Source organism: Methylobacterium sp. P5_C11, from assembly GCF_054049775.1.
In genome coordinates this window covers 25,297-48,393 of sequence record NZ_JBFULS010000032.1, presented here as the reverse complement: position 1 = coordinate 48,393, position 23,097 = coordinate 25,297, and the positions used below count along the sequence as shown (strand labels likewise).

Below are 23,097 nucleotides of genomic sequence, written 5' to 3'. Positions count from 1 at the left end.
CGCGCACCCGCTGGTCAGGACGTCCGGACCGGGTGCGCCACGCCGGAACCAGCGGCCGCGGCCTCGCCCTCTGACCCGTCGGCGGATTGCCGGCGGATCTCCCCCGGGCGCAGGGTTCCGACCAGAAGATCGACCTGGCTCACGAGCCGGGTCAGGGATTGGCCCCGATCGAGGCCGGGACGCTCGGGCAGCGGTTGGTCCGCGCCCAGGGCCGCCAGGGTCGCGGCGGTCCAGGCCCGCCAGGGCTCCGCCTCGGGGGCGGCCGCTTCGGCGGCGTGCCGCAGCACCGTGAGCCGGGCGCTGATCCGGCGCAGGGTCGCGTCGGCCACGAGGGCCGATTCCACCTCCGGATGGTGGCCGGCGCGCGGCTGCTGCAGGGCGCGCGACAGGGCCGCTTCCAGATCGTTGAGGGCGAGGCCGGCCGCCCGGGTCCGGGTCAGGATCGCGGCCTCCCGGTCCGGTCCGGCGGGTGCCCGCAGGACGGATTCGGCGAAGCCCGCATGGGCCTTCAGCGCCCGCCGCAATTCCTGGCGAACCTGATCGGGCTCCCAGATCGGCCAGAGCACAAGGCAGCTCGCCACCGCGATCAGCCCGCCCAGGACCGTGAAGCCCGCCCGCATGGCGACGATCTCCCAGGAGCTGTGGCCGGGCTCGAGCAGTTCGACGAGCAGAACCACGAGGGGCGTCAGGCAGGCCACGAAGAAGCCGTACGAGATCTGGCGGGCCGCGAAGCCGACGATGCTCAGCACCAGGATCAGCCCGGCCTCCGCGAGCGGGGTCGTGGCATAATAGGCGAGCACCGCGCCGGCGAGGCCGCCCAGCACCGTGCCGCCGATCCGCTCCAGCGCCCGCTGCCACGTCGCCGCGTAGAAGGGCTGCATGGTCAGAACCACAGTCATCACCAGCCAGTGCGTGAAGGCGCCCGCATAGGTCAGGGTGGCGGCGAGCGCGGGCGCCGCGACGGCGCTTGCCCGCAGAGCGTGGCGCAGATTGGGCGATGCCAGCGTGAAATTCTGCTGCAGCGGCCCGACATAGCGCGTCCAGCGGTCGAGGCTGCCGCCGTCCAGGAAGGTCCCGCCGGGCCGGTAGCCCTCCGGCGTCGAGAGCTTGGCGCCGATCCGCACCCGGCCGACGATCCGGTCGGCGAGGCGCGCCAGGGTCGGATCGTCCGAGAGTCCCTCGGCCGCCCGGGCGATCGAGTGCTCCAGGCGCGCGAGGTCGAGGCTGACGTCGTCGCGGATCGCCCGGGCGATGGTCACGAGGAGCGGGCGCAGGCGCCGCAGGAAGATCTTGGCGAGGGCTCGGCGGCTCGTATCGGGACGGCTGTCGATCAGCTCGCCGACGGCGATCAGGGCGGAGAAGATCTGCTCGGCGCTCTCCAGGCGCAGCAGCGCCTGGGCGGTGCGGTCCGAGACCCGCTCGCGGGAGCGGGCGAGGTCGAGGATCATGGTCCGCGCGGTCTCGATGCTCGCCCGGACGCCCCGCCGATGGCCCCGGGCATGGCCGTCGAAGGCGGCGGTGTCGGGTTCCGGCAGGGCGACGAGCCGTTCCAGGTCACCGCAGAGGCGCGCGAGATTGTGCCAGACCTCCGCCACCGCCCGGTGCGCCGGGCGGTAGGGATGCAGCCGCCAGATGACCAGGGCCAGGAAGGTCGCCCAGAGCCCCCCCGCCGCGAACATCAGCACGGTGATCCCGGCCTGCTCCGGGCCGAGCGGCCGGTCGAGGGCGATGCACAGCACCACGACGAGGACGTTCCCGGCCGACTGCGCCTGCACGCTCCAGACCCGCGCGTAGGAGCAGGCGAAGATCAGCGCGCAGGCCACCGGCACGACGACGGGGAGCCCCAGGGGCTGGATCAGGCCGAGGCCCGCCCAGAGCAGCCCGCCGAGGAACGAGAAGGCGGTGAGGACGCGCAGGCGTGCCCGCATGGGTCCGCCATTGTCGCAGAAGCAGGCGAGGTTCGCCGCGAGCGCCATGGTGAGCAGGGGCGGCCACTGCACCCAGATGTTGATCAGGATGACGACGCCGAACGCGAAGGCGGCGCGCACACCCTCCACGAGCCGCACGCCCCGGAGGTCGAGACCGGTGGGAAGGCGGCCGAGGTCCGCGCCGGGCCGGTTCAGGCTGCCGCGTTCCGCGGCGACCCGGCGGGTGCGTTCGGGCGGCGATGCTGTGGGAGGCGGCGGCAACCTCGGTCTCCGGACACGGGCGCGGCGCCCGGGCATGAACCGCGACCCGGCTTGTCCGGATCCGCCCGTCGGCGCAACCCCGATCGGAGGAGAGCGCAACCGTCGGGGTGCGCACGCGGGACACCACAGGCTCCGGCGGAGGTGCGGGCCGCACGCTTGACCCCCGGGCGAGCCCGTGGCTTCTGGGACCGCCTGGCCTCCCGACTCCGTAGCTCAGCTGGATAGAGCAGCCGCCTTCTAAGCGGCAGGTCGTAGGTTCGAGCCCTACCGGGGTCGCCAGCCCGCACGCCGCGTCGGCCGGCCCCGGCCGAGATGCGCGGGGTTCACCGGCCCGCGCCGCGCACCGGATTCATCGGACGGTCGGCACCTGGGTCCGGCCGCATTCCGGGCCGCTGCCGGCCCGGTGAGACCGTCAGGCCGCCTCTCGCCGGGTGACGATCAGCGCCCAGATCGTCGCCGGGATCCAGCCGATGATCGTGAGATGCAGGATGATGCAGAGGATGCCTTGAAACACCTTTCCGCGCAGGAACATGGCGAGCCATGGCGCGAGAAAGCAGATGAGGATCATGACCATGGGGGCGACGTGTCTCCGGGTTCGTGAGCGAACACGGAACACGCCGGCTGGTTCCGGGCCGCGGGGCCTTCCATCGCGGCGCACGCCGGATTCGGGCGGGTTTTGCAACGGCAACCGCCGATGCCGCGACGGAAACCCCCGGTCGCTCAGGGATTGGTGCGCATGAACGGGTGGCCGGCCCAGGCGGGTCCGCTCAGGCGCCGAACCGCGCCCTGAGGCGCGAGGCCCGGCCGGATCCGTCGATGCATTCGAGGCCGCCGTCGGCGTTGAGCGTGTGCAGGCACCGGCCGGGCCAGGCGGCACCCGGTTCGATCCGGCCGACGATGGTCTGGGCGAACCCGTCCGGATCGAGCCGGTCGATCCGCGCCAGCGACAGGGCGCGGCCGTAACCCTCCGCACAATCCTGGACCGGTCGGATCAGGGTTCCATTGCGCGCCACGATCCGTCCGGCAGGCCGGGCGACCGACGGGTCGATCAGCACGGGGTTGGCCGGATGCGGCGTGTACGGCCCGCGGAAGTCAGGCGCCGACCAGAGGAACAGCGCGTCGTGGTGGCAGCCCGATCCCGGTGGGGCGCCAGGCGGGGCATCGCGGACGGTGGCGAAGATCCACCAGCGGCCGCCGTGTTCGAGGAGCGTCGCGTCGCTCGCGACCACTCCGGACAGCAGCGTCGCCTCCTTCACCCAGCCCCCGGGGTAGCGCGTCGCCCGGTAGAGGTCGACCGTGCCCGCCGCCGAACTCTCCGGCACCATCCAGACGGCGCCGTCCCGCGCGAACACGAACGGGTAGGAGAGATGGTACGGCTCCTCCAGGACCGGGACCGGCGGCCCCTCGGGTCCGTCCTGGCCGAAGCGGACCGCCGAGATGATCGCCTTGCCGGTCGCGTGGGGGAATTCCTCGACGAAGACGTGCGTCGTGCCGCCGGAGGCGAGGGGAAACGGATCGGCGTAGAAGCGCCGCCCATCGTCGGGCAGGACATGCCAGCCCCCCTCGGGATGCCGTCCGAGGTCGATCAGGTCCGGTCCGCGCAGGGTCCGCCATCCGGTGCGCCAGTGCGGCGCGTGATAGCACAGCCTGTACAGGCGGCCGACGAGGCTGCGGGCAAGCAGCCGCGCCGGTCTGGATGCCAGGATCCGCTCCGGCGGCGCGGGCACCGCCGCCGCGGCCGCGACGGGCATCGCGGTTCCGCCACGGCCCGCCAACCGGTCCCGCAGCGCGGCGGCGACGATCGTGATCGTCCGCGCCAGCGCGTCCTCGAAGGACAGGGCTATGGAACCCCGGTAATCCGATCCGAGACGGCCGGAGGCGATGACTGTGCGGCCCTCGAGCAGGTCGAGCCGCGGCACGCGGCCGGCGAGCAGGCTCGCGAGCAGGGCGGTCTCGCCGAGGCCGCCGTCATAGGCCGGGCGCCAGATGGGGCCGGAGGCGACCGCATCGCCGCACAGGTCGAGCACGAGGTCCGCGGCCGCGGGACTGGCCCAGGCGGAGAGGTCCGCGGGCGGCACGGGCGACGATCCGTTCGGACTCAGCCGGAAGATCAGGGCCTCCAGCCGGAACAGCAGATCGGCCTGGGCCGGCCACTCCACCGGGCTGGGCCGGGCATCGACGCTCACGGTCCCGATCCCGGGCAGGGCGGCGAGCCGATTCACCAGCGCGATGTGCCAGCGGAGCGGGTTCGCGCCGTCGAGGCGGACTCTCACATGCATGGCAGGGGGATCCCCATCGATCGGTCAGCCGGAACAACGAGTCTCGATCCCGTCTATTTTCCCAGTGGTAACGGGAGTGATAACCTCGGATCGGGACACCCGATCGATAGTCGAGCCGTCATCCGAGCCGGCCGCTCATGCCGAAGTCGGTAATCCGACGACACGGACATGTCGGCGTCTCACCGGGCGCGCGATCGCGGGAGCATCGAGGGTCCGGGGGATCGACGGATGGCGCCACTGCGGTGATAGGCGGCGTGGCCCGCGGCCGGATCACGACCGATAGGCCGACCCTGGCCTTTTCGCGTGCGGGCCGCACGACCCGCCTGTGGCTCTGATGCAACGGGCGACGTCCGAGTGCCCGATCCTGTGCAACCAAAGCGCGACCAAAATGTTGCCGCGCTCTTTCTGGGGCCGCGCGATGTATTTCGGGTTTCCGCCTTGTCTTCATAAACGATTTACTATGACACCGCGGCTCATCATCGGGCGGTGTGTCCGTAAAACTACAGCTATTTTCCTCAGTGCCCGGTAGCCTTGCTGTCAGATCACAACTCTGGATGACCGACATGACCAAGCTCCTGGCTTCGCTCGCCGCCTTCACGGCCCTCACCGGCGCCGCTTCGGCCGCCGACCTTCCGCGCCGGGCCGCTCCGCCGCCGGTGTTCACCCCGGTCCCGGTGTTCACCTGGACGGGCGCCTACTTCGGTATCAACGCCGGCTACGCCTTCGACGCCAGCAGCCGCTCCACCGGCAACAGCTTCGGCGTGCCGTTCCCCTACGCCGCCCCCGGCACCGTCGCCACCTTCCGCAACAGCAGCCAGGACGGCTTCTCCGGCGGTGGTCAGATCGGCTACAACTGGCAGCTGACCCCCGGCTCCGGCGTCGTGTTCGGCGTCGAGGCCGATGCCCAGTACCTCGACTTCGGCCGTAACCGGAACAGCGCCTTCATCAATGGCGCCCTGGCCCCCGGCTACTACGTCACCGATCCGCGCGGCCTCTCCAGCCTCGACTTCTTCGGCACCGTGCGCGGCCGCCTCGGCTACGCCTTCGACCGCACCCTCGTGTACGGCACCGGCGGCTTCGCCTACGGCTCGGGCAGCGCCGACCGCTCGTTCGGCGGCTATGCCGGCAACGACAGCTTCCGCACCGGCTGGGCCGTCGGCGGCGGCATCGAGTACGCCCTGCCCACCGAGTCGTTCCTGAACTTCTTCCGCTCCTCGGCGGTGACGCTCAAGGTCGAAGGCCTGTACGTCAACCTCGACCGCAACACCCGCAGCCAGGGCGCGCTCGTCGTCAACGCCGCCAACAACTTCCCGGTCGTCTACAGCGGCGTCGGCCGCCGCTCCGACRAGTTCGCCGTCGTCCGCGCCGGCCTAAACTACAAGTTCGGATCCTACTAAGACCCGATCGACGGGTCCGAAGATCGGGGTCCGACAGGACCGCGATCTTCGCCCGGGACCGCACGATGCCCGCCGGGGCCGCTTCCGAGAGGAAGCGGCCCCGGTGTCGTTCGGGGGACCTGCAGCGGCCGCACCAGCGGTGGAGGTGCGGCCGCCGAGGCCGCGGGGGCCGCCTTGCCCCCCGGTCAGACCGCCGAAGGCCGATGCGCGCTGCGGTCCGGTCCGGCGGAGCGGCCCGGCACGAGCGACAGGCCGGCCGAGAGCAGGGCGAACACCACCAGGGGCAGGAGGCTCAAGGTGAAGCTGCCGGTCCCGTCCTTGATCGCGCCGATCAGGTAGGGACCGAGGAAGCCGCCGAGATTGCCGACCGCGTTGATGGCCGCGATGCTCGCCGCCGCCGCCGCGGGCGGCATCTGTTCCGTCGCCAGCGCCCAGAAGGGGCCTTTCAGCATGTAGACGCCCACCGCCGCGACCGTCAGGGCCGCCACGACCGGGCCGAGCCCCGAGAGGACCGTGCCGGCCGCGAGGCCGAGTGCCAGGACCAGGAACGCCACGGCGAGGTGCCAGCGCCGCTCGGCCGTCCGGTCGCTGTGCCGGCCCCAGAGGACCATGGCCACCGAGGCGAATCCGTACGGGATGCTGTTCAGGAGCCCGGTCTCGAAATTGCCGAGGCCGAAGCTCTTGACGATCTGCGGCGTCCAGAACGACAGCCCGTAACTGCTCGCCGTCGAGCCGAAATAGATGGCGGCGAAGAGGGCGAGCCGCCGGTCGCGCAGCACCTCCCACATGGAGGGCGACCCGGATTGGCCTCGCCGGGTGTTGCGCGCCGCCTCGGCCTGGAGCTGTCGCTTCAGCCAGTCCCGCTCGTCCGCGGGCAGCCAGGCCGCATCCCGCGGGCCGTCCGGGAGCAGCCACAGCACCGCGAAGGCCATCAGCACCGCCGGCAGGCCCTCGAGGATGAAGAGCCATTGCCAGCCGCGCAGCCCCCAGCCGTTCAGGCCGAGGAGCGCCCCGGAGATCGGCGAGCCGAGGAAGGACGAGATCGGGATCGAGATCATGAAGATCCCGACGATCCGCGCCCGGTAGGCGGAGGGGAACCAGTAGGTGAGGTAGAGGATCACGCCGGGGAAGAAGCCCGCCTCGGCCACGCCGAGCAGGAAGCGCAGGCCGATGAAGGACCACGGCCCCTGGACCAGGGCCATGGCGGCGGAGATCAGCCCCCAGGTCGCCATGATCCGCGCGATCCACAGCCGCGCCCCGTAGCGCTCCAGCATCAGGTTGCTGGGGATCTCCATCAGGAAGTAGCCGAGGAAGAAGATCCCCGCGCCCCAGCCGAACATCGTCGCGGACAGGCCGACGTCGTGGTTCATCTGGATCGCCGCGAAGCCGACATTCACGCGGTCGAGGAAGGAGACGAAGTACGCGAGGATCAGGAACGGCACGAGCCGCCAGCCGATCCGGCGCATCGCCGAGCGTTCCAGGGCGGTGTCGTCGAAGGAGCCTGTCATGGGGCCTGTCCTCGCGGCGTGTCATGGGTTCCGGCCGGACCGCGCGGGTCCGGATCGATCCAGGTCACGGCCGAGCCCGCACGGGGCCGGACGGCACCGTCCGCAGCCACATGGGCGGCGGACAGGGCGTGTCATCTCGGGCTTCCTCGCGGGCTGGTCATCTCTGGGGGTGACCTGTGCCGCCCCTGCTTAACCCGCAGCCGGCGCGCCTGGGAAGCGCTTCCGAGCCTTCGGAGGACCGGATCCCTTGACGGTTGGGGCGCCAGCGTAGGCCCGGACGCCGCTGGCGATCCCCGGACCGGGCTTCGGCCGGGCCGCCGCCGCATCGGCGACCCGTCGCCCCTGCGGACGCGACGACGGAGAGGGCCTTCGAGCGGCACGCCGCCGCTCGGCCCCCGGCCGCGTGAGACGTCCGCGCCGCGCGGGATGAATCCGCGTGCCGATGCCCGGCCCGCTCAGCCCTTCTTCACGTTCCAGAACACCGGCACGCCGTCGAGGACGCCCGTCAGGGACGGCTTGAACGAGGTCTGGTTGAAGTATTGCCCGAGGGGCAGGTACGGCAGGTCGGTGAAGGCCTGCTGCTGAAGCGCGTCTGCGAGCTTCTTCCGGGCGGCGGTGTCGGGGGCGTCCAGCCACTGATCGCGCAGCCCCTCGATCGCCGCGCTGGTCGGCCACCCGATCGCCGCGCTCGCCCCCGTCCCGCGCAGGAAGGCGCTGACCGCCGGGTTGGCCTGGTCGAGCCCGGCCCAGAAGGTGCAGAAGGCGCTCCACCCGCCCTGGGCGACCGGGTCCTTCTTGGCGCGCCGCTGCACCACCGAGCCCCAGTCCATGATCTGGTAGTCGACGTTGAAGCCGGCGCGCGTGAGCATGTCGGCCGCCACGTCGGCGAGCGCCTTCAGGCTCGGGAAGTCCGAGGCGCCCATCAGCACCACCTTTTCGCCCTTGTAGCCCGCCGCCGCCAGCGCCGCCTTGGCGGCCGCGTCGTCGCGCTTGCCGGTCAGGGCGTCCAGCCCGACAGTGCTCGCCATGGGCAGGCCCGGGCAGAAGAACCCGGTCGGCACATGGATCAGTTTGGGGTCGGTGCCGGTCACCGCCTGCATGAAGTCGGTCTGGTCGATGACCTTCAGCAGCACCTGCCGGATCGCCGGGTTGTCGAAGGGCGGCTGGAGCTGGTTCATCCGCAGGCAGCCGATGAGGCCGGTCGGGTCGGTGATCCGCGTCGTCAGCCCGCCGAGCGTGGGCACGAGATCGGCCGGCGGCTGCTCCCACCAATCCATCTCGCCAGTCTGCATGGCCGAGGCGGCGGTGGCCTGATCGGGGATGACATGCCACTCGACCCGGTCGATGAAGGCGCGCTTCGGACCCGAGGTCCATTGCGGCGTGCCGTCCTCGCGGGGGACGTATTTGTCGAAGCGCTCGTAGACGACCCGGGCGCCGACCACCCGCTCGTCCGCCTTGAAGCGGAACGGGCCGCTACCGACCATCTCGGTCACCTGGGTGAACGGATCGGTCTTGGCGAGCCGCTCCGGCATGATCGCGCAGATCGAGGAGCCGACCTTGCCGAGGGCCTCCGGCAGGAGCGCGAAGGGCTTCTTCAGGCGGAACTGGATGGTCCGGTCGTCGGGGGCCGAAAGCTCCTCGGTGTAGGCCATGAGCGTCTGGCCCATCGCGTCGCGCTTGCCCCAGCGGGCGATGCTCGCCACGCAGTCGCGGCCGAGAACCGGGCTGCCATCGTGAAAGGTCAGGCCCGGCCGAAGGGTCAGGCGCCAGAGCTTGCCGTCGGATTCGACCGTATGGCCCGCCACCATCTGCGGCTGGGCCGCGTAGGCGGCATCGGTACCGTAGAGCGTGTCGAACACCGCGAGACCGTGGTTCCGCGTGACGTAGGCGGTCGTCCAGATCGGATCGAGCACCGTGAGGTCGGCCTGCGGGATGAACTTCAGGACCCGGGAGGCCGGGCTCTGCGCGAGGGCGGGCGCGGCGAGTGCGGCCCCCGACAAAGCCACGAAGGATCGTCTGTTCAGCATGCCGACTCGCTTCCGCGTTGAAATCAGCCGAAGGTTAGCACGCAGCGGGCCAGCCCTGTCACGGGCGGCCCCGCTCAGCCGCGCTCCGCCAGGCCCTGCGTGAGGATCAGGAGGCGACGGCGTAGCTGCGGATCGTCGATCCGCCGGTAGGCCCGCAGCAGGGCCTCGGTCTCCGCCTCGCCGGGGGTCGCATCGTTCCGCCCCCCGCCGCTTTGGGTGTACAGGGCGGCCGCCGGGATCTGCAGGGCCTCGGCGATCCGCTGCAGGAGCCGTCCCGTCGCGGATGGTGGCACGCGGCGATCGAACGGGTCGTCCTCCGAGGCCGCAGCCCCGGGGTGTCGATCGGGAGGGGGTGACTTGGATCCCATCGGAGGTCGGGCTCCGGCGCTCGGACTGGCCCCGGCATTCATAATGTAACAGGCGACCCGCACGGTAGAGGTCGGCACGCAAAAATTGCACGGAGGCGCGCCGAATTTCCTGGAGTTGTGGTTCGCGTTGCCCATGGAGCCCTCCGCATCGCGGCGGATCTCCTGCGTCGAAAGCTCGGACGGACGCGCATCGGCGGCGCCAGGGCTGCGGCCCGCCTGGGGAGGCCGAGACGCGGCGACCCCTTCTGTACCTGGCCCTGCCCGGATCGGCGCCGCGACTGGGACCGGGACCGGGACCGCACCCCGACTGGCAAAGGCACAGCCGTGCCGTCGATTGCGGGTTTTTGGGAGGACCTCCGGTCTAGACAAGTTTTCGTCAAGACAAAAACTTTATTGGGCGGGACGAAGCCGGGACGCCGGCTGCTGTGGCGGCGTCGCCCGAGCACGTGCGTCCGCCGGGCGCCTCGTTGCCGTCCGATCCTCGCCGAGGCTCGGACTTTCAGGATTGCCATCATGAACTTCACCGTCACCGCACGCCTGTCCGCGCGCCGCTTCGCCTACCAGCACGCCTCGGTGCTGACCGCCCTCGACCAGGGCATGAGTCTGATCGCAGCCGGCATGGCCGACGTCGCGATCACGGATGGCGGCGGACAGGCGCGGACGCCCGCCGCGCTCTATCGCGCCCTGTTCGACGCGGCCCATCCCGCCGCACAGCAACGAACCCGGGTTCACGCCTCCGCACAGGCTGCCTGATCGCGCGAACACGAATTCTGTTTCCCGGCGCCGCACGCGGATAGGATGCGAGCCGCTCTCAACTACAAGAAAATTTAACGAGTACGTGTTCGACTTTCTGGACAAGGGCCGAGATCAGGCTTAACCTCGGCGTGTTCGTGCCCCCGACATGCGGGCTCGAATGCTTCCAAGGATCAACTTACATGAAGCGCCGTAGCGCGCGACCGTTCATGGTCGAAGTCAAGCAGACCCGTTCGGCCCGCACATCGCTGACGTCCGCCGATGCGCGTCGGCACCCGGACAAGACCCTGTGGCCGGAACTCGCGCAGGCCGCGATGGCGGGGGCGGGGGCGGGGCCGGCGCCGGCGCCGGCGCCCCGCCCGGAGCGGAAGGAGCCGGAGGCACCGGTTCGGCGCGTCCTGCCGAGCCTCGTGCCCATGTTCCAGGCCCCGGCCGAGGCGGATGCCGCACCCGCCGCCACGACCGTGCCGGAGACGCGGGTGCGGCGTCCGCGCTCGGCGCGCGTTCCCGCGGCCGGTCCGGACGTCGCCTCGCGGACAGTCTCGCGACCGCGTCCGATCGCACCGCCGGCTCCGCCCGTCGACGAGGCGCCGCCCGTGCCGGCCGCGGCCGGTCAGGGGCCATCGCCGCGGGGTGCGACAGGGCGGCGGGCGGCCGAGTTGCGCCCCGGCGAACGCTGGAAGCGCCGGCTCCCGCATTTTCTTCGCTGAATCCCCGGGGGAGGACGGCTGCCGTTCGATCCTGCCGTCAGGCGAAGAACGGCCTGACGTTTTCGAGCCATCCGCGCAGCCAGGCCTCACAACTCTGCTGGGCGCCCGCTGCTGTATCCAGGCCGTGACCCCGACGTCCTCGGCCAGGGGCTCCACCGAGTCCAGAATCGGCTCAATCGGTCGTCGGCGCAGATGCCGACCACGATCGCCTCGGCCCATCCGACGAAGCGTGGGCGCGGTACGCCGGCGGTAACGGCCTGCGTCCAAGTGATCAGTCTCCGGGGCATCCCGTTCAAATTGGGGGACGCTTCCGGATGTTCGGGTCCTCGTTCTAACGGACGCCGTGCCGGTCAGGCCGCCTGCCGCTCCGGCACCCGTCCCGCGGCGAGCCGCGAGTTGCGGTAGCGCGCGTCGTCGGTGACCTCCCCTTCGACCCAGGGCGGCAGATCTACCGGCTGATCCTCGTGCGTCAGCTCGATCTCCGCCAGGATCAGGCCCGAGAGCGCCCCGCCGAACACGTCGACGTCCCAGACCGCGCCGGCATGCGCGATCCGGTAGCGAGTCTTCTCCAGCCGCCGCTCCGGCGGCACCGTGGCGAGGAGCGCCGCGCCGTCCTCCGGCGCGATGGGGAACTCAACCTCGTCCCGGCTGACGCCGCGGCGCGGGCTTTTCCACGTGACGAAGGTGTGCTCCCCGGCGCGACGGACGCGGATCGTGTTGGCCGCATCGGTGTAGAGATAGCCTTGAACGAGTGGGATCCCTGCCTGGCACAGCGCCAGAACCGATGGGTTCGCGATGAACTTGCGCTCAATCTCGACAGGCATGCCGCGCCTCGTGGCCGTATGATGCAGAAGTTTTCGCGGACTGCCCGCCCCAAGGCAAGCTCGCCGGCGAAGGTTGAGCGCCGCGTTACAGGCATGGCTCGATGGCAATCCGCGCCTGCTGCAATTCGAATGTGTTAAACTATATCAAAGCGCCAGGTGTTCATCCCCTGCAGAAACATCCGCAGAACTCCCGTCCCCTCACAGTCCCGAGGTCAGAACTGAAAACGGCATCCAAGCGGCCGAGCCTGAAGAAGCTGCTCCAGAAGGCGCCCGTCAAGCCGCTCAAGCAGGTCGCGGCCCTGCCGTTTCGCGTCGATTCGGATGGTCGGATCGAGATCCTTCTGATCACCTCGCGGGACACCGGGCGCTGGATCATCCCGAAGGGTTGGCCGATGACCGGCCGCAAGCCCCATCAGGCCGCCCAGCGGGAAGCCTACGAAGAGGCCGGGCTCGAGGGAGAGATCGCGGCGAACCCGGTCGGCCGGTATCACTATCAGAAGCGGTTCGATCATGGGCGCGCCTTCCCCTGCAGGGTGCGCGTCTACCCGCTCCGGGTCGAGGCCCAGCACGAGCGCTGGCCGGAGCGGGAACAGCGGACACTGCAATGGTTCCGGCCCGAGGAGGCGGCACGTCTCGTCCACGAGGACGAACTCCAGCAATTGCTGGTGGGTTTCGCGGCGCGGCGGGGCGATGGCCGCCTCTGAAGGCGACCGGGCGGCCACCAGGCTCCACATCGGGCGACGATCGGCTGCCGCGCCGAACCCGGGATCCAATCCCGATCGGTAACCGGACAGCCCAATAGGGCTGCGTTCCTCGCGAAAGCAGTCCGCCGACGATCGCGCTTCCGTGATCGGTCGGTCAATATGCAACTTCTAATTGGTATTCTTACGCTAGGCTTCCGTCCATCGCAGATGGCCGGGGCTCCTCGATGTATCGCGCATTCGCCGGCCTGAGCGAGGAACACACCGGTCGGGTGGTCGCGCTGGCGGCCTGCGTGTGTTGGATCTCCTGCGCGGTCGGTCTGCGGCTGGAACAGCGTGTCCAGCTCGGCACGGACGGGTACCGGCCGATCTGGCTCCTGGCGTCGGGATTCTCGATCGGGGCCGGGATCTGGAGCACGCAGTTCATCGGCATGCTCGGCTACGATCCAGGCGTGGTGCTGGGCTACGCGCCGCGCACGACCCTGCTCTCCTTGGTCGTCGCCGTCGCGGCGGCCACCGGGGCCTTCCTGTTCGCCCGGACCGCACCGCGGTCCTGAGCGGGGGCCGGTTCCGGCCTGGTGCTGGGGGTTGGCATCACCGGCATGCATTTCCTCGGCATCGCCGGCGTGCGGCTGCCGGGCCACTTCACCTGGGATCCGGCCCTGGCCGTCACGGCGATTGCGGCGGGCTGCCTGCTCGCGGCGGTCGGGATGGCCATCCATGTCGGGAGCGCGGGTGGCCGTGCCCGGCTCGCCGCCGCCACCGTCCTGACCCTCGCCATCGCGATCCTGCACTTCCTCGCCATGGCGGCCGCCCGGGTGGTGCCGGACCCGGCCCAGGCGGTCCCGCAGCGCGGCCTCGCCCGCGGTGTGCTGGCCGGCGGCATCGCCGCGATGATGGCGGTAATCCTGGCCTTCGCGGCCCTGACCCTGATGCTGGACCATCTGCGCCGGATCAACACCGCCCTGGCCCGTCAGGGCCGCATGCTGCGGGAGAAGGCCCTGCTGCTCGACGCCACCCTCGACAGCATGGACCAGGGTCTGATCATGGTCGATGCGGGCGGCGTGGTGCGCGTGTGCAACGAGCGGGCGCTGGCGCTCCTCGACCTGCCCCGGCCGATGATGCAGGCGCAGCCGAACTACCGGGCGGTACTGCGCCACGAGGCCCGTCGCCGCGAGCGCCGGCGCCCGGATCGCTCGATCCGGGCCAGGATCGAGCGCGGCGAGGCCGGGCAGACCCAGGTCCACGAGCGGGCGCGGCCGAACGGCCTCGTCCTCGAGATTCGTACCGTGCCCCTGGCGGATGGCGGCTTCGTGCGGACCTTCACCGACATCACCAAGCGGAAGGCCGCGGAGGCCGAGGTGGCCCGCCTGGCCCGCCACGACGTGCTCACCGGCCTGCCGAACCGGGCGTTGTTCCACGAGACCCTCGAGCGCAGCCTCGCGGACCTCATCCAGCGCGGCGGCGCCTGCGCGATCCTGTACCTCGACCTCGACGGCTTCAAGAGCGTGAACGACAGCCTCGGCCATCAGGCCGGAGACGAGCTCCTGCGGCGCGTGGCGGCCGGCCTTCGGGCGATCTCGGGGGAGGGCGCGGTGGCCCGGCTCGGGGGCGACGAATTCGCGGTGCTCTCCGCCGGGGGATCGGCAGAGGCCGGTGTCCTGGCCGAGCGCCTGATCGCGCTCTTCGGGAGTCCGTTCAGCGTGGCCGGTCACCGGATCGGCGTCGGCCTCAGCATCGGCATCGCCCAGGCGCCCGAGCACGGGACGGAGGCGGAGCCCCTGTACCGGCGCGCCGACCTCGCCCTCTACCGCGCGAAGGCCGGGGGCCGCGGCACGTTCCGGATCTTCACCCCCGCCATACCCCCGCCATGGACGAGGAGGCCGAGGAGCGCCGGGTGCTCGAACGCGACCTGCGCCAGGCGCTGGACGACGGCACCCTGAGCCTGCACTACCAACCGCAGGTGGACGGCCACACGGGTGCGCTCGTCGGGTTCGAGGCGCTCCTGCGCTGGACCCATCCGGTCCGCGGCAGCGTCGCGCCGAGCGTCTTCGTGCCGGTCGCCGAGGAGACCGGTGTGATCGTGGCGCTCGGCGACTGGGTGCTGCGCGAGGCCTGCCGCGAGGCGGCGCACTGGGCGCAGCCCCTGAAGGTCGCCGTCAACCTCTCCCCGCGGCAGTTCCAGAAACCGGACCTGCCCGAGACCGTCCTGGCCATCCTGGCCGAGACCGGACTGTTGCCGGACCGCCTGGAGCTGGAGGTCACCGAGAGCATCATCATCAACGACATGGCGCGGGCCGTCGGCATCCTCCGGCGCCTGAAGAGCTACGGCATCCGGATCAGCATGGATGATTTCGGGACCGGCTACGCCTCCCTCGCCACCCTCCAGGCCTTCCCGTTCGACAGGCTGAAGATCGACCGCTCCTTCGTGGCGCAGCTCGGGACCGGACCCCAGGCGGCCGTGATCGTGCGCGCCGTGCTCAGCCTCGGCCGCAGCCTCGGCATGGGCGTCGTCGCGGAGGGCGTCGAGACCCACGCGCAGATGACGTTTCTCACCGAGGAGGCCTGCGGCGAGATGCAGGGCTACCTGTTCGGCAAGCCGCGCCCGATCGCCGACTACGCCGCGGCGGTCGGCGGTTCCGCGGAGGCGTCGGCACCGGCGGGACCGATCCTGTCGGCGGTCGGCTGAGCGACCGCGCCGGGCACCGGGTTGGGAACCTGCCGGATGGACGGGACGTTGGCTGGGCAGATTGGATCGTTTCTAAGGTCCAGCCTCTCCGTTCCAGCCGGAACCGTCCCCCGGCCGCCGGCACCACAGGAGCCTGATGATGAACGCCACGTGCGAGACCTGCCGCTTCTTCGACGAACACAAGGGCAATGGCGCCGTCGCGCAGAACGATGGCGGCCTGTGCCGCTTCAACCCGCCGGTCAGCCAGCCGGCGCCCGAGTCAAAGGGACTCTGGCCGGTGGTCGCCGCCCAGGACTGGTGCGGCCACTACACCGCCGAGATGACGGCGGCCGAGTAAGCATCCCCGCGGCGCGGACCGTGAGGGCCGGCCTTCGGGCCGGCCCTTTCGTTTGGCGCCGACGCCCGGCCGCCGCCGGGCGCGCCCCGCAGCGCCACGACGCGACCGCTGCCCATGCGTCGCGTCATCGGTCGGGCCGGCGACCGCGCGGCCTCCGACTTCGGGGCCTGCAATTTTTGCGAAGACGATCCCCCCGACCCCTGACCATCGCGGGCGTGGGCGCTACCTTGGAGCCAATCCAGGGTGTCGGTGTGTCCCCTTGTATCCCGTCCTCGATGGACCGGCGCGTGTCGGCGGCGGCCTCGGCCCGGACACGGAGACGCCCCGTCCCTGCTCTTGCGATCTGAACCGGAGAAAGACTTGATGGTGGGAGCTACCGCCGCCGCGCCCCAGGAGCAGGGTGCCGGCACCACACAGACCACCGCCCGGGCCGACGCGCCGGTCCTCGCCACGGTCACCTTCACGGTGAACGGCGAGCGGCGCACCCTCGAACTCGACACCCGCACCAGCCTGCTCGACGCCGCGCGCGAGCACCTGCACCTGACCGGGTCCAAGAAGGGCTGCGACCACGGCCAGTGCGGCGCCTGCACGATGATCGTCGACGGGCGGCGCATCAACGCCTGCCTGACCCTGGCGATCATGCATCAGGGTGCCGAGATCACCACGATCGAGGGGCTCGGGCAGCCCGATACCCTCCACCCGATGCAGGCGGCCTTCGTGAAGCACGATGGCTACCAGTGCGGCTACTGCACCCCGGGCCAGATCTGCTCGGGCGTGGCCGTCCTGGAGGAGATCAAGGCCGGCATCCCGAGCCACGTCACCGTCGACCTCGACGCCGCGCCCCGGGTCACCGAGGCCGAGATCCGCGAGCGCATGAGCGGCAACATCTGCCGCTGCGGCGCCTATTCCAACATCGTCGCGGCGATGACCGAAGTCGCCGGGGGGCAGGCATGAAGTCCTTCACGTACGAGCGCCCGAATACGCCTGCCGAGGCCGCCGCCGCCGTGGCCCGCACGCCCGACGCCAAGTTCATCGCCGGCGGCACGAATCTCCTCGACCTGATGAAGCTGCAGATCGAGACCCCGCGCCACCTCGTGGACGTGAACGGCCTCGGCCTCGACAGGGTGGAAGCGACCGCGGAGGGCGGCCTGCGCATCGGCGCCCTGGTGCGCAACACCGACCTCGCGGCCCATCCGCGGGTGCGCAAGGAGTACGGGGTCCTCGCCCGCGCGCTTCTCGCGGGCGCCTCGGGCCAGCTGCGCAACAAGGCGACCACCGCCGGCAACCTGCTGCAGCGGACCCGCTGCCCGTATTTTTACGATACGGCCCAGGCCTGCAACAAGCGCCAGCCGGGCTCTGGATGCTCGGCGCTGGACGGAGTGAGCCGCCAGCTCGCGGTGATCGGCGGCAGCGAGGCCTGCATCGCCACGCATCCGGGCGACATGGCGGTGGCCATGCGCGTGCTCGACGCCACCGTCGAGACAATCGACGCCGAGGGCGCCGCGCGAAAAATCTCGATCGCCGAGTTCCACCGCCTGCCCGGCGACGCGCCCGAGCGCGACACGAACCTCAAGCCCGGCGAGTTGATCACCGCGGTGACGCTGCCCCTTCCGGTCGAGGGCACGCATATCTACCGCAAGGTCCGCGACCGGGCCTCCTATGCCTACGCGCTGGTTTCGGTGGCCGCCATCCTGGCCAAGGACGGCACCGGGCACGTCGCCTTCGGCGGCGTCGCCGCCAAGCCCTGGCGGGACGAGGCGGCCGAGGCCGACCTGCCGAAGGGCGCCAAGGCGGTGACCGACCGGGTCTTCGCCGGCGCCAAGCCGACCCCCGAGAACGCCTACAAGCTGAAGCTCGCCGAGCGGACCCTCGGCGCCGCGCTCAATCAAGCGAGGGCCTGAGCCATGAAGTTCGACACCCCCGCCGGCCCGAACCCGATCGACCGCCTCAAGGTCGTGGGCCACGCCACCGACCGCATCGACGGCAAGTACAAGACCACCGGCACCGCCCCCTACGCCTACGAGCGCCACGACGCGGCGCCCGAGGCCGCCTACGGCTACGTGCTCGGCTCGGCCATCGCCAAGGGCCGCGTCCGCGGCATCGACACCGCGGCCGCGCGGCAGGCCCCCGGCGTCATCGCGGTCGTCACCACCCTCGACACGCCGCGGATCGAGCGCGGCGTGATGAACGTCGCCTACCTGTTCGGCGGCGACGTGATCCAGCACTACCACCAAGCGATCGCCGTCGTGGTGGCCGAGACCTTCGAGCAGGCCCGGGCGGCGTCCTTCCTGGTCGAGGTCGACTACGCCCCCGAGGCGGGTGCCTTCGACCTCGCGGCGGCGGCGAAGACCGCCGAGCCGGTCCCGGCCGGGACCGGCGAGGGCAGTGGCGGCGACGGCGAGGAGCGCGTCGGCGACTTCGAGGGGGCCTTCGCGCAGGCGCCCGTGACCCTCGACGCGGCCTACACGACCGCCGACGAGAGCCACGCCATGATGGAGCCGCACGCCACGACGGCGGCCTGGGACGGCGACCGCGTCACGCTCTGGACCGCCAACCAGATGATCGGCTGGGGCCACGGCAGCCTCGCCAAGATGCTCGGCCTGCCGAAGGACAAGGTCCGCCTCGACGCGCCGTATGTCGGCGGCGGCTTCGGCGGCAAGCTGTTCGTGCGCGCCGACGCGGTGCTGGCGGCGCTGGCCGCCAAGGCGGCGGGCCGCCCCGTGAAGGTGGCGCTGACGCGTCCCCTGATCGCCAACAACACCACGCACCGCCCGGCCACGATCCAGCGGGTCCGGATCGGCGCGACGCGGGACGGCACCATCACGGCGATCGCCCACGAGAGCACCTCCGGCAACCTGCCGGACGGCGATCCCGAGACGGCGGTCAACCAGACCAAGTACCTCTACGCGGGGGCGAACCGCCTGACCGCCATGAAGCTCGCCCGTCTCGACCTGCCCGAGGGCAACGCCATGCGCGCCCCCGGCGAGGCTCCGGGTCTGGCGGTGCTCGAGGTCGCCATGGACGAGATGGCGGAGAAGCTCGGCCTCGACCCGGTGGCGTTCCGCATCCGCAACGACACGCAGGTCGTCCCGACCCAGCCGGACCTGCGCTTCTCCCACCGCGACCTCGTCGGCTGCCTCAGGCTCGGCGCCGAGCGGTTCGGATGGGCCAAGCGCAACCCGAAGCCGGGTCAGGTTCGGGACGGGCAGTGGCTCGTCGGCCTCGGCATGGCGGCGGCCTTCCGCGACAACATGGTGATGAAGTCGGGCGCCCGGGTGCGCCTGGACGGCACCGGAACGGTCACGGTCGAGACCGACATGACCGACATCGGCACCGGCAGCTACACGATCCTCGCGCAGACCGCCGCCGAGATGATGGGCGTGCCCCTCGACCGGGTCGTGGCGCGGCTCGGCGACTCGGACTTCCCTGTCTCGTCGGGCTCGGGCGGCCAGTTCGGCGCCAACTCGTCGACCGCGGGCGTCTACGCGGCCTGCGTGAAGCTGCGGGAGGCGGTCGCGCAGAAGCTCGGCTTCAACGCCACCGACGCGGTGTTCGAGGACGGCGAGGTCCGCGCCGGCAACCGCGCCATCCCGCTGGCCCAGGCCGCTGCCGACGGCGAGCTCGTGGCCGAGGACGCGATCGAGTTCGGCAAGTTCTCGAAGTCGCAGCAGGTCTCGACCTTCGGGGCGCATTTCGTCGAGGTCGGCGTCGATGTCGACACCGCCGAGATCCGGGTCCGGCGGATGCTGGCGGTCTGCGCGGCCGGGCGCATCCTCAATCCGAAATCGGCCCGCAGCCAGGTCATCGGCGGGATGGTCATGGGCGCCGGGGCAGCCCTGATGGAGGAGCTGGCGGTCGATACGAAGCGCGGCTTCTTCGCCAACCACGATCTGGCCGGATACGAGGTGCCGGTCCATGCCGACATCCCGCACCAGGACGTGATCTTCCTCGACGAGGTCGATCCGATGTCCTCGCCCATGAAGGCGAAGGGTGTGGGCGAGCTCGGCATTTCGGGGATCGCCGCCGCGGTGGCGAACGCGGTCTACAACGCGACCGGCATCCGCGTGCGCGACTATCCGATCACCCTCGACAAGCTCCTCGACCGCATGCCGGACGCGGCCTGAGCGCGGCGCGGGGGGGCGTCCGGCGTGGACCTCCCCGCTGCCCGAGGGCGCGTTCTCACGGTCGCCGCGGTCGAAGCTCGCATCACGAGCCGGCCGTCCGCGTCGTAGGCGCGGGCGGGGGCGCCGTTCCCTGCGCTGGCGTCGCCCGGGATCGCGCCGTCAGGGTCCTGCGCAGGAGATCGCGCAGGGTTGGGCGGGGGGCCGTTCAGGCCCTTCCCTCGTCGCCGCGGTCGGCAGTGGTGGTGCAGAGGCACGGCGTGGGGCGCTTCGTGACCGGAGGGGGGAGCGCCGGCACCTGGGTTTGCAGCGAGGCGACCCGCCGGCCGGCCGCGGACGGCAGGCGCGTCATCAGGGCGGAGGCGCCGCATCCCCCGCGGCGCCTCGCATCAGTGTCCCGGAAACGGGATCAGTATTTCCGGATGATCGGCTCCGGGGCCATCGGCACCGGGTCCGCTCCGAACCGGTAGGTCAGGCCGGCATAGAGCGACAGCGGCTGGGCCAGGGTCGTGGTCCGCGGATCGTTGATCGACAGGCTGCCGGCAATCGCCCCCGGTTGAGCGAAGGTGCCGAACGTGGCGTAGCGGTTGTTGGTCAGGTTCGTGATCAGTCCGAAGATCTCCAGATTCTTGGTGACCTGGTACTTCGTCGTCAGGTTCATCACGTAGTAGGCCGGCAGCTTGCGGTTGAGGTTCGACTCGTCGCCCCGGTAATAGGAGGCGGAGAAGGCCGACACGTTCAGCCCGAGCCGCCAGTTCGGCGTGATGCTGTACTCGAATCCGGCCTTGATCTGGTGATCCGGAATGAGCGGGATCTTGTTGCCCTTGCGCACCTCGATCGATCCGTCGGCATTGGCCAGCGGGTTATTCGGGGAGGACAGGGTCTGGTCGAACTGGAAGGTCGCGTCGATCAGGGCGTAGTTGGCATAGATCATCAGGTCGGGGGTGACGGCGTACTCACCGCCGACTTCGATGCCCTGACGCCGGGTCGATGGCACGTTGGTGTAATAGGCCCGCGCCGCGTTGCCGCCGACCGCGATCGCGATGATGTCGTTGGTCAGGTCGGTTCGGAAGACGCCGGCCTTGTAGGTGAGTGCGCCGCCCGACAGGAAGCTCGGGATCACACCCCGGAAGCCGACCTCGTAGGTCCGGCCGCTGACCTGCTTGAGCGGCGGGTCGGACACCAGCGAGTTCGGCAGCAGGCAGGGCTGGCTCGGGTTGGCGCAGGACAGCTCCAGGGGCGTGGGCGCCCGGTTCGACTCCGAGTAGCTGCCATAGAGGTTGAGCGCCGGGTCGAACTGGTAGGTCAGGCCCGCCAGCGGGTTGACCTTGGTGAATTCGTGCGCGGCGTTGAGGTCCGGCGCGAAGGTGGTCTGATCGTGCGTCTCGATCCGCGCGTAGTTCAGGCGGAAGCCCGCGGTGAGCGACAGGCGGTCGGTGAGGTCGAGCGTGTCGGTGGCGTAGAGGCCGAGATACAGCGTCGACCCGGTGACCGAGGTCGGGGCGATGCCGAGGGCGGCCGCCGTCCGGAGGAAGGAGGTCCCGAGCCCGGGGATGATCCCGTAATAGGGGTTGTTTGGATCGGTGGTGATCGACAGATCCGGGTTGATGACACCCAGGGTGCTCTGCGACTTGAACGCGAACGTCGCTGCATCGACGCTGCCGCCGACCACGAAGGTGTTGGGCAGGCCGAGGATCCGGTCGCGGTTGGTGGCCTGCAGCGAGCCCCCGTAGCCCTCGGCCTCGGTCAAGGTGGTGTCGATCGTTCCGTAGGGGACGTTGCGGAAGGGGATCGGCCGGCCGTTCAGGCCCAGGATCGTGAACTGGTTGGCGTAGGCGCGGCGGGCGGCCGCCTGGCTGGCCGGCGGCGCGTTCACGTTGAACGCGTCGTCCTGGTAGCAGAGGAAGCCCCGGAAGCTGCCGCGGCTGCTGCAGTTCTCGAAGTTGCCCTGGTTGCCGTCGACGTACCGCTCGCTGAAGCGCCGGTAATAGGCGTTGCCGGCGATGTCCCAGGTCGGCGAGAGGTCGACCCGGCCGGTGAGCTGGAGCGAGCCGACCTGGGTCGTCTGCGTCTGGGGGTTGGTGAAGATCGCCCGCGGATCGATGTGGGTGAAGTCCACCGGCGTGGCGGCCGCCGCGCCGTAGAAGCTGCGGGCGGCCAGCCCGATCAGGTGGAACTCCGAATCCTGCGAGCGGTAGCCGAGATCGGCGTAGAGCCGCCCGATCGTGCTCGGGTTCTCGTAACGCCAGCCGCGGTCGTTCAGGCCGTCGCCCGTGAAGTAGAAGCTCCAGTTGTCCGAGATCTTGCCGTATTCGACGTAGCCGGCCGTCCGGGCATCCGAGCCGCCCCAGGCCGAGATCTCGGTGCCCTGCCAGGTGAAGCCGTTCTTCATCTGGAAATTGACCGCGCCGCCGATGGCGTTGAGGCCGAAGACCGGGTTGCCGGTGACCACGTCGATGCGCTGGATCGCCTGCGGCGGGATCAGGTCGAAGTTGACGACGTCGCCGAACGCCTCGTTGATGCGCACGCCGTTCTGGTAGACCGCCAGCCCCTGCGGCACGCCCTGCACGGACGAGGCGGTGAAGCCGCGGTAGGTGAGATCGACCCGGTTCGAATTGCCCTGGGAGTCGCTGAGGTTCACCCCGGGCGTCTGCCGCGCCAGCGTGGCGATCACGTTGTCGGAGCCCCGGTCGATCTCGATCTGCCGCGCCGTGACCGATTCCACCGTGCTGGGGATCTTGTTGAGCGGCTGCTCGGCGCCGCGCAGGCGCACCCCGCCGGCCGGTGCCGGCAGCGTCGGCGCGGTCTGGGCGTCGGTGTCGAGGATCTGGGCGCCGCTGGAATTGCCGCCGCCCGCACCCACCGGCGACGTCGAGACGACACTGATCTCCCCGAGCGTGACGGCTTGTTGAGCCTGGGCGGCCACCGGCAGCAGGGCCACCGACGCGATCAAGCTGCCTCGTAGGGCGTGCATGTCTTCCCCCAACCTGACTTCATGGCGCGCCGCTTCTCGTCGGCTGCGCGAGCCTGACTGATGTCGGGTCGGATCCGGACCTCAACTCACATTTTGTTTAATCCCCGTCTTCTGCGGTCCGGATGCTCGAATGGCGGTCAATGTGTCCAAAAGATCACAAAATCAGAAGCTTATCTCCAGGTATTGGGAGTATTCAGACGATCTACCCGGGATGATTGCG

General features: G+C 70.6%; 19 protein-coding genes and 1 tRNA gene. 12 read left to right on the top strand and 8 right to left on the bottom strand.

The annotated features are described in order from the left end of the window. Nucleotides 1-14 precede the first annotated feature (14 nt). Nucleotides 15-2,225: an FUSC family protein gene (locus ACXJKQ_RS17255; RefSeq protein ID WP_457106957.1), complete on the bottom strand. Its 2,211-nt coding sequence runs from the start codon at nucleotides 2,223-2,225 to the stop codon at nucleotides 15-17. A gap of 166 nt (nucleotides 2,226-2,391) precedes the next feature. Between ACXJKQ_RS17255 and ACXJKQ_RS17250 the strand changes: the two genes are divergently transcribed. Further along, nucleotides 2,392-2,468, top strand: a tRNA-Arg gene (locus ACXJKQ_RS17250). Nucleotides 2,469-2,601: 133 nt separating this feature from the next. On the opposite strand, the gene ACXJKQ_RS17245 is transcribed toward ACXJKQ_RS17250, so the two are convergent. Then, complete coding sequence (locus ACXJKQ_RS17245; RefSeq protein ID WP_457106956.1) at nucleotides 2,602-2,763, bottom strand: YqaE/Pmp3 family membrane protein; 162 nt, start codon at nucleotides 2,761-2,763, stop codon at nucleotides 2,602-2,604. Nucleotides 2,764-2,956: 193 nt separating this feature from the next. Then, nucleotides 2,957-4,468, bottom strand: coding sequence for a glucosamine inositolphosphorylceramide transferase family protein (locus tag ACXJKQ_RS17240; RefSeq protein WP_457106955.1), 1,512 nt, complete (start codon nucleotides 4,466-4,468; stop codon nucleotides 2,957-2,959). 563 nt (nucleotides 4,469-5,031) lie between these two features. Between ACXJKQ_RS17240 and ACXJKQ_RS17235 the strand changes: the two genes are divergently transcribed. Continuing rightward, a complete protein-coding gene (locus ACXJKQ_RS17235) occupies nucleotides 5,032-5,865 on the top strand; it encodes an outer membrane protein (protein ID WP_457106954.1) in 834 nt (277 codons plus the stop codon). A gap of 185 nt (nucleotides 5,866-6,050) precedes the next feature. Here ACXJKQ_RS17235 and ACXJKQ_RS17230 read toward each other — a convergent pair whose 3' ends face one another. From ACXJKQ_RS17230 to ACXJKQ_RS17220, 3 genes are all read right to left on the bottom strand, one after another. Further along, nucleotides 6,051-7,373, bottom strand: a complete 1,323-nt coding sequence (locus ACXJKQ_RS17230) for an MFS transporter (protein ID WP_457106953.1) — start codon at nucleotides 7,371-7,373, stop codon at nucleotides 6,051-6,053. A gap of 455 nt (nucleotides 7,374-7,828) precedes the next feature. Beyond that, entirely contained in the window at nucleotides 7,829-9,400 is a 1,572-nt protein-coding gene (locus ACXJKQ_RS17225) for an ABC transporter substrate-binding protein (RefSeq protein ID WP_457106952.1), read from the bottom strand. 74 nt (nucleotides 9,401-9,474) lie between these two features. Then, on the bottom strand, nucleotides 9,475-9,693 hold the full coding sequence (locus ACXJKQ_RS17220) for a hypothetical protein (protein ID WP_457106951.1): 219 nt from the start codon (nucleotides 9,691-9,693) through the stop codon (nucleotides 9,475-9,477). A gap of 588 nt (nucleotides 9,694-10,281) precedes the next feature. On the opposite strand from ACXJKQ_RS17220, the gene ACXJKQ_RS17215 reads away from it, so the two are divergent. Together ACXJKQ_RS17215 and ACXJKQ_RS17210 are read left to right on the top strand one after the other, a co-directional pair. Further along, on the top strand, nucleotides 10,282-10,521 hold the full coding sequence (locus ACXJKQ_RS17215) for a hypothetical protein (protein ID WP_457106950.1): 240 nt from the start codon (nucleotides 10,282-10,284) through the stop codon (nucleotides 10,519-10,521). 182 nt (nucleotides 10,522-10,703) lie between these two features. After that, a complete protein-coding gene (locus ACXJKQ_RS17210) occupies nucleotides 10,704-11,231 on the top strand; it encodes a hypothetical protein (RefSeq protein WP_457106949.1) in 528 nt (175 codons plus the stop codon). 350 nt (nucleotides 11,232-11,581) lie between these two features. On the opposite strand, the gene ACXJKQ_RS17205 is transcribed toward ACXJKQ_RS17210, so the two are convergent. Further along, the gene (locus ACXJKQ_RS17205; RefSeq protein ID WP_457106948.1) at nucleotides 11,582-12,055 is read right to left on the bottom strand and encodes a CYTH domain-containing protein; all 474 of its coding nucleotides are present in this window, start codon (nucleotides 12,053-12,055) and stop codon (nucleotides 11,582-11,584) included. Between the two features lie 245 nt (nucleotides 12,056-12,300). Here ACXJKQ_RS17205 and ACXJKQ_RS17200 point away from each other — a divergent pair, with 245 nt between their 5' ends. The 8 genes from ACXJKQ_RS17200 to paoC all read left to right on the top strand — a co-directional run bounded on the left by ACXJKQ_RS17200 (nucleotide 12,301) and on the right by paoC (nucleotide 19,906). Further along, complete coding sequence (locus tag ACXJKQ_RS17200) at nucleotides 12,301-12,759, top strand: NUDIX hydrolase (protein ID WP_457106967.1); 459 nt, start codon at nucleotides 12,301-12,303, stop codon at nucleotides 12,757-12,759. A gap of 224 nt (nucleotides 12,760-12,983) precedes the next feature. Next, nucleotides 12,984-13,313, top strand: coding sequence for an MHYT domain-containing protein (locus tag ACXJKQ_RS17195; protein ID WP_457106947.1), 330 nt, complete (start codon nucleotides 12,984-12,986; stop codon nucleotides 13,311-13,313). Nucleotides 13,314-13,334: 21 nt separating this feature from the next. After that, complete coding sequence (locus ACXJKQ_RS17190) at nucleotides 13,335-14,699, top strand: diguanylate cyclase domain-containing protein (RefSeq protein WP_457106946.1); 1,365 nt, start codon at nucleotides 13,335-13,337, stop codon at nucleotides 14,697-14,699. Continuing rightward, a complete protein-coding gene (locus ACXJKQ_RS17185; RefSeq protein WP_457106945.1) occupies nucleotides 14,627-15,445 on the top strand; it encodes a putative bifunctional diguanylate cyclase/phosphodiesterase in 819 nt (272 codons plus the stop codon). Before ACXJKQ_RS17190 ends, ACXJKQ_RS17185 begins: the two co-directional genes overlap by 73 nt. A gap of 136 nt (nucleotides 15,446-15,581) precedes the next feature. Beyond that, nucleotides 15,582-15,782: a hypothetical protein gene (locus tag ACXJKQ_RS17180; RefSeq protein WP_457106944.1), complete on the top strand. Its 201-nt coding sequence runs from the start codon at nucleotides 15,582-15,584 to the stop codon at nucleotides 15,780-15,782. A 363-nt stretch (nucleotides 15,783-16,145) separates the two neighbouring features. Next, complete coding sequence (paoA, locus tag ACXJKQ_RS17175; RefSeq protein ID WP_457106943.1) at nucleotides 16,146-16,736, top strand: aldehyde dehydrogenase iron-sulfur subunit PaoA; 591 nt, start codon at nucleotides 16,146-16,148, stop codon at nucleotides 16,734-16,736. After that, nucleotides 16,733-17,683 carry an FAD binding domain-containing protein gene (locus ACXJKQ_RS17170; RefSeq protein ID WP_457106942.1) on the top strand — a complete coding sequence of 317 codons (951 nt, stop codon included), beginning with the start codon at nucleotides 16,733-16,735 and terminating at the stop codon, nucleotides 17,681-17,683. Before paoA ends, ACXJKQ_RS17170 begins: the two co-directional genes overlap by 4 nt. A 3-nt stretch (nucleotides 17,684-17,686) precedes the next feature. Beyond that, the gene (gene paoC / locus ACXJKQ_RS17165; RefSeq protein ID WP_457106941.1) at nucleotides 17,687-19,906 is read left to right on the top strand and encodes an aldehyde oxidoreductase molybdenum-binding subunit PaoC; all 2,220 of its coding nucleotides are present in this window, start codon (nucleotides 17,687-17,689) and stop codon (nucleotides 19,904-19,906) included. Between the two features lie 406 nt (nucleotides 19,907-20,312). Here the strand turns inward: paoC and ACXJKQ_RS17160 are convergent, their stop codons facing one another. Next, on the bottom strand, nucleotides 20,313-22,877 hold the full coding sequence (locus ACXJKQ_RS17160) for a TonB-dependent receptor (RefSeq protein WP_457106940.1): 2,565 nt from the start codon (nucleotides 22,875-22,877) through the stop codon (nucleotides 20,313-20,315). Between the last annotated feature and the right edge of the window lie 220 nt (nucleotides 22,878-23,097).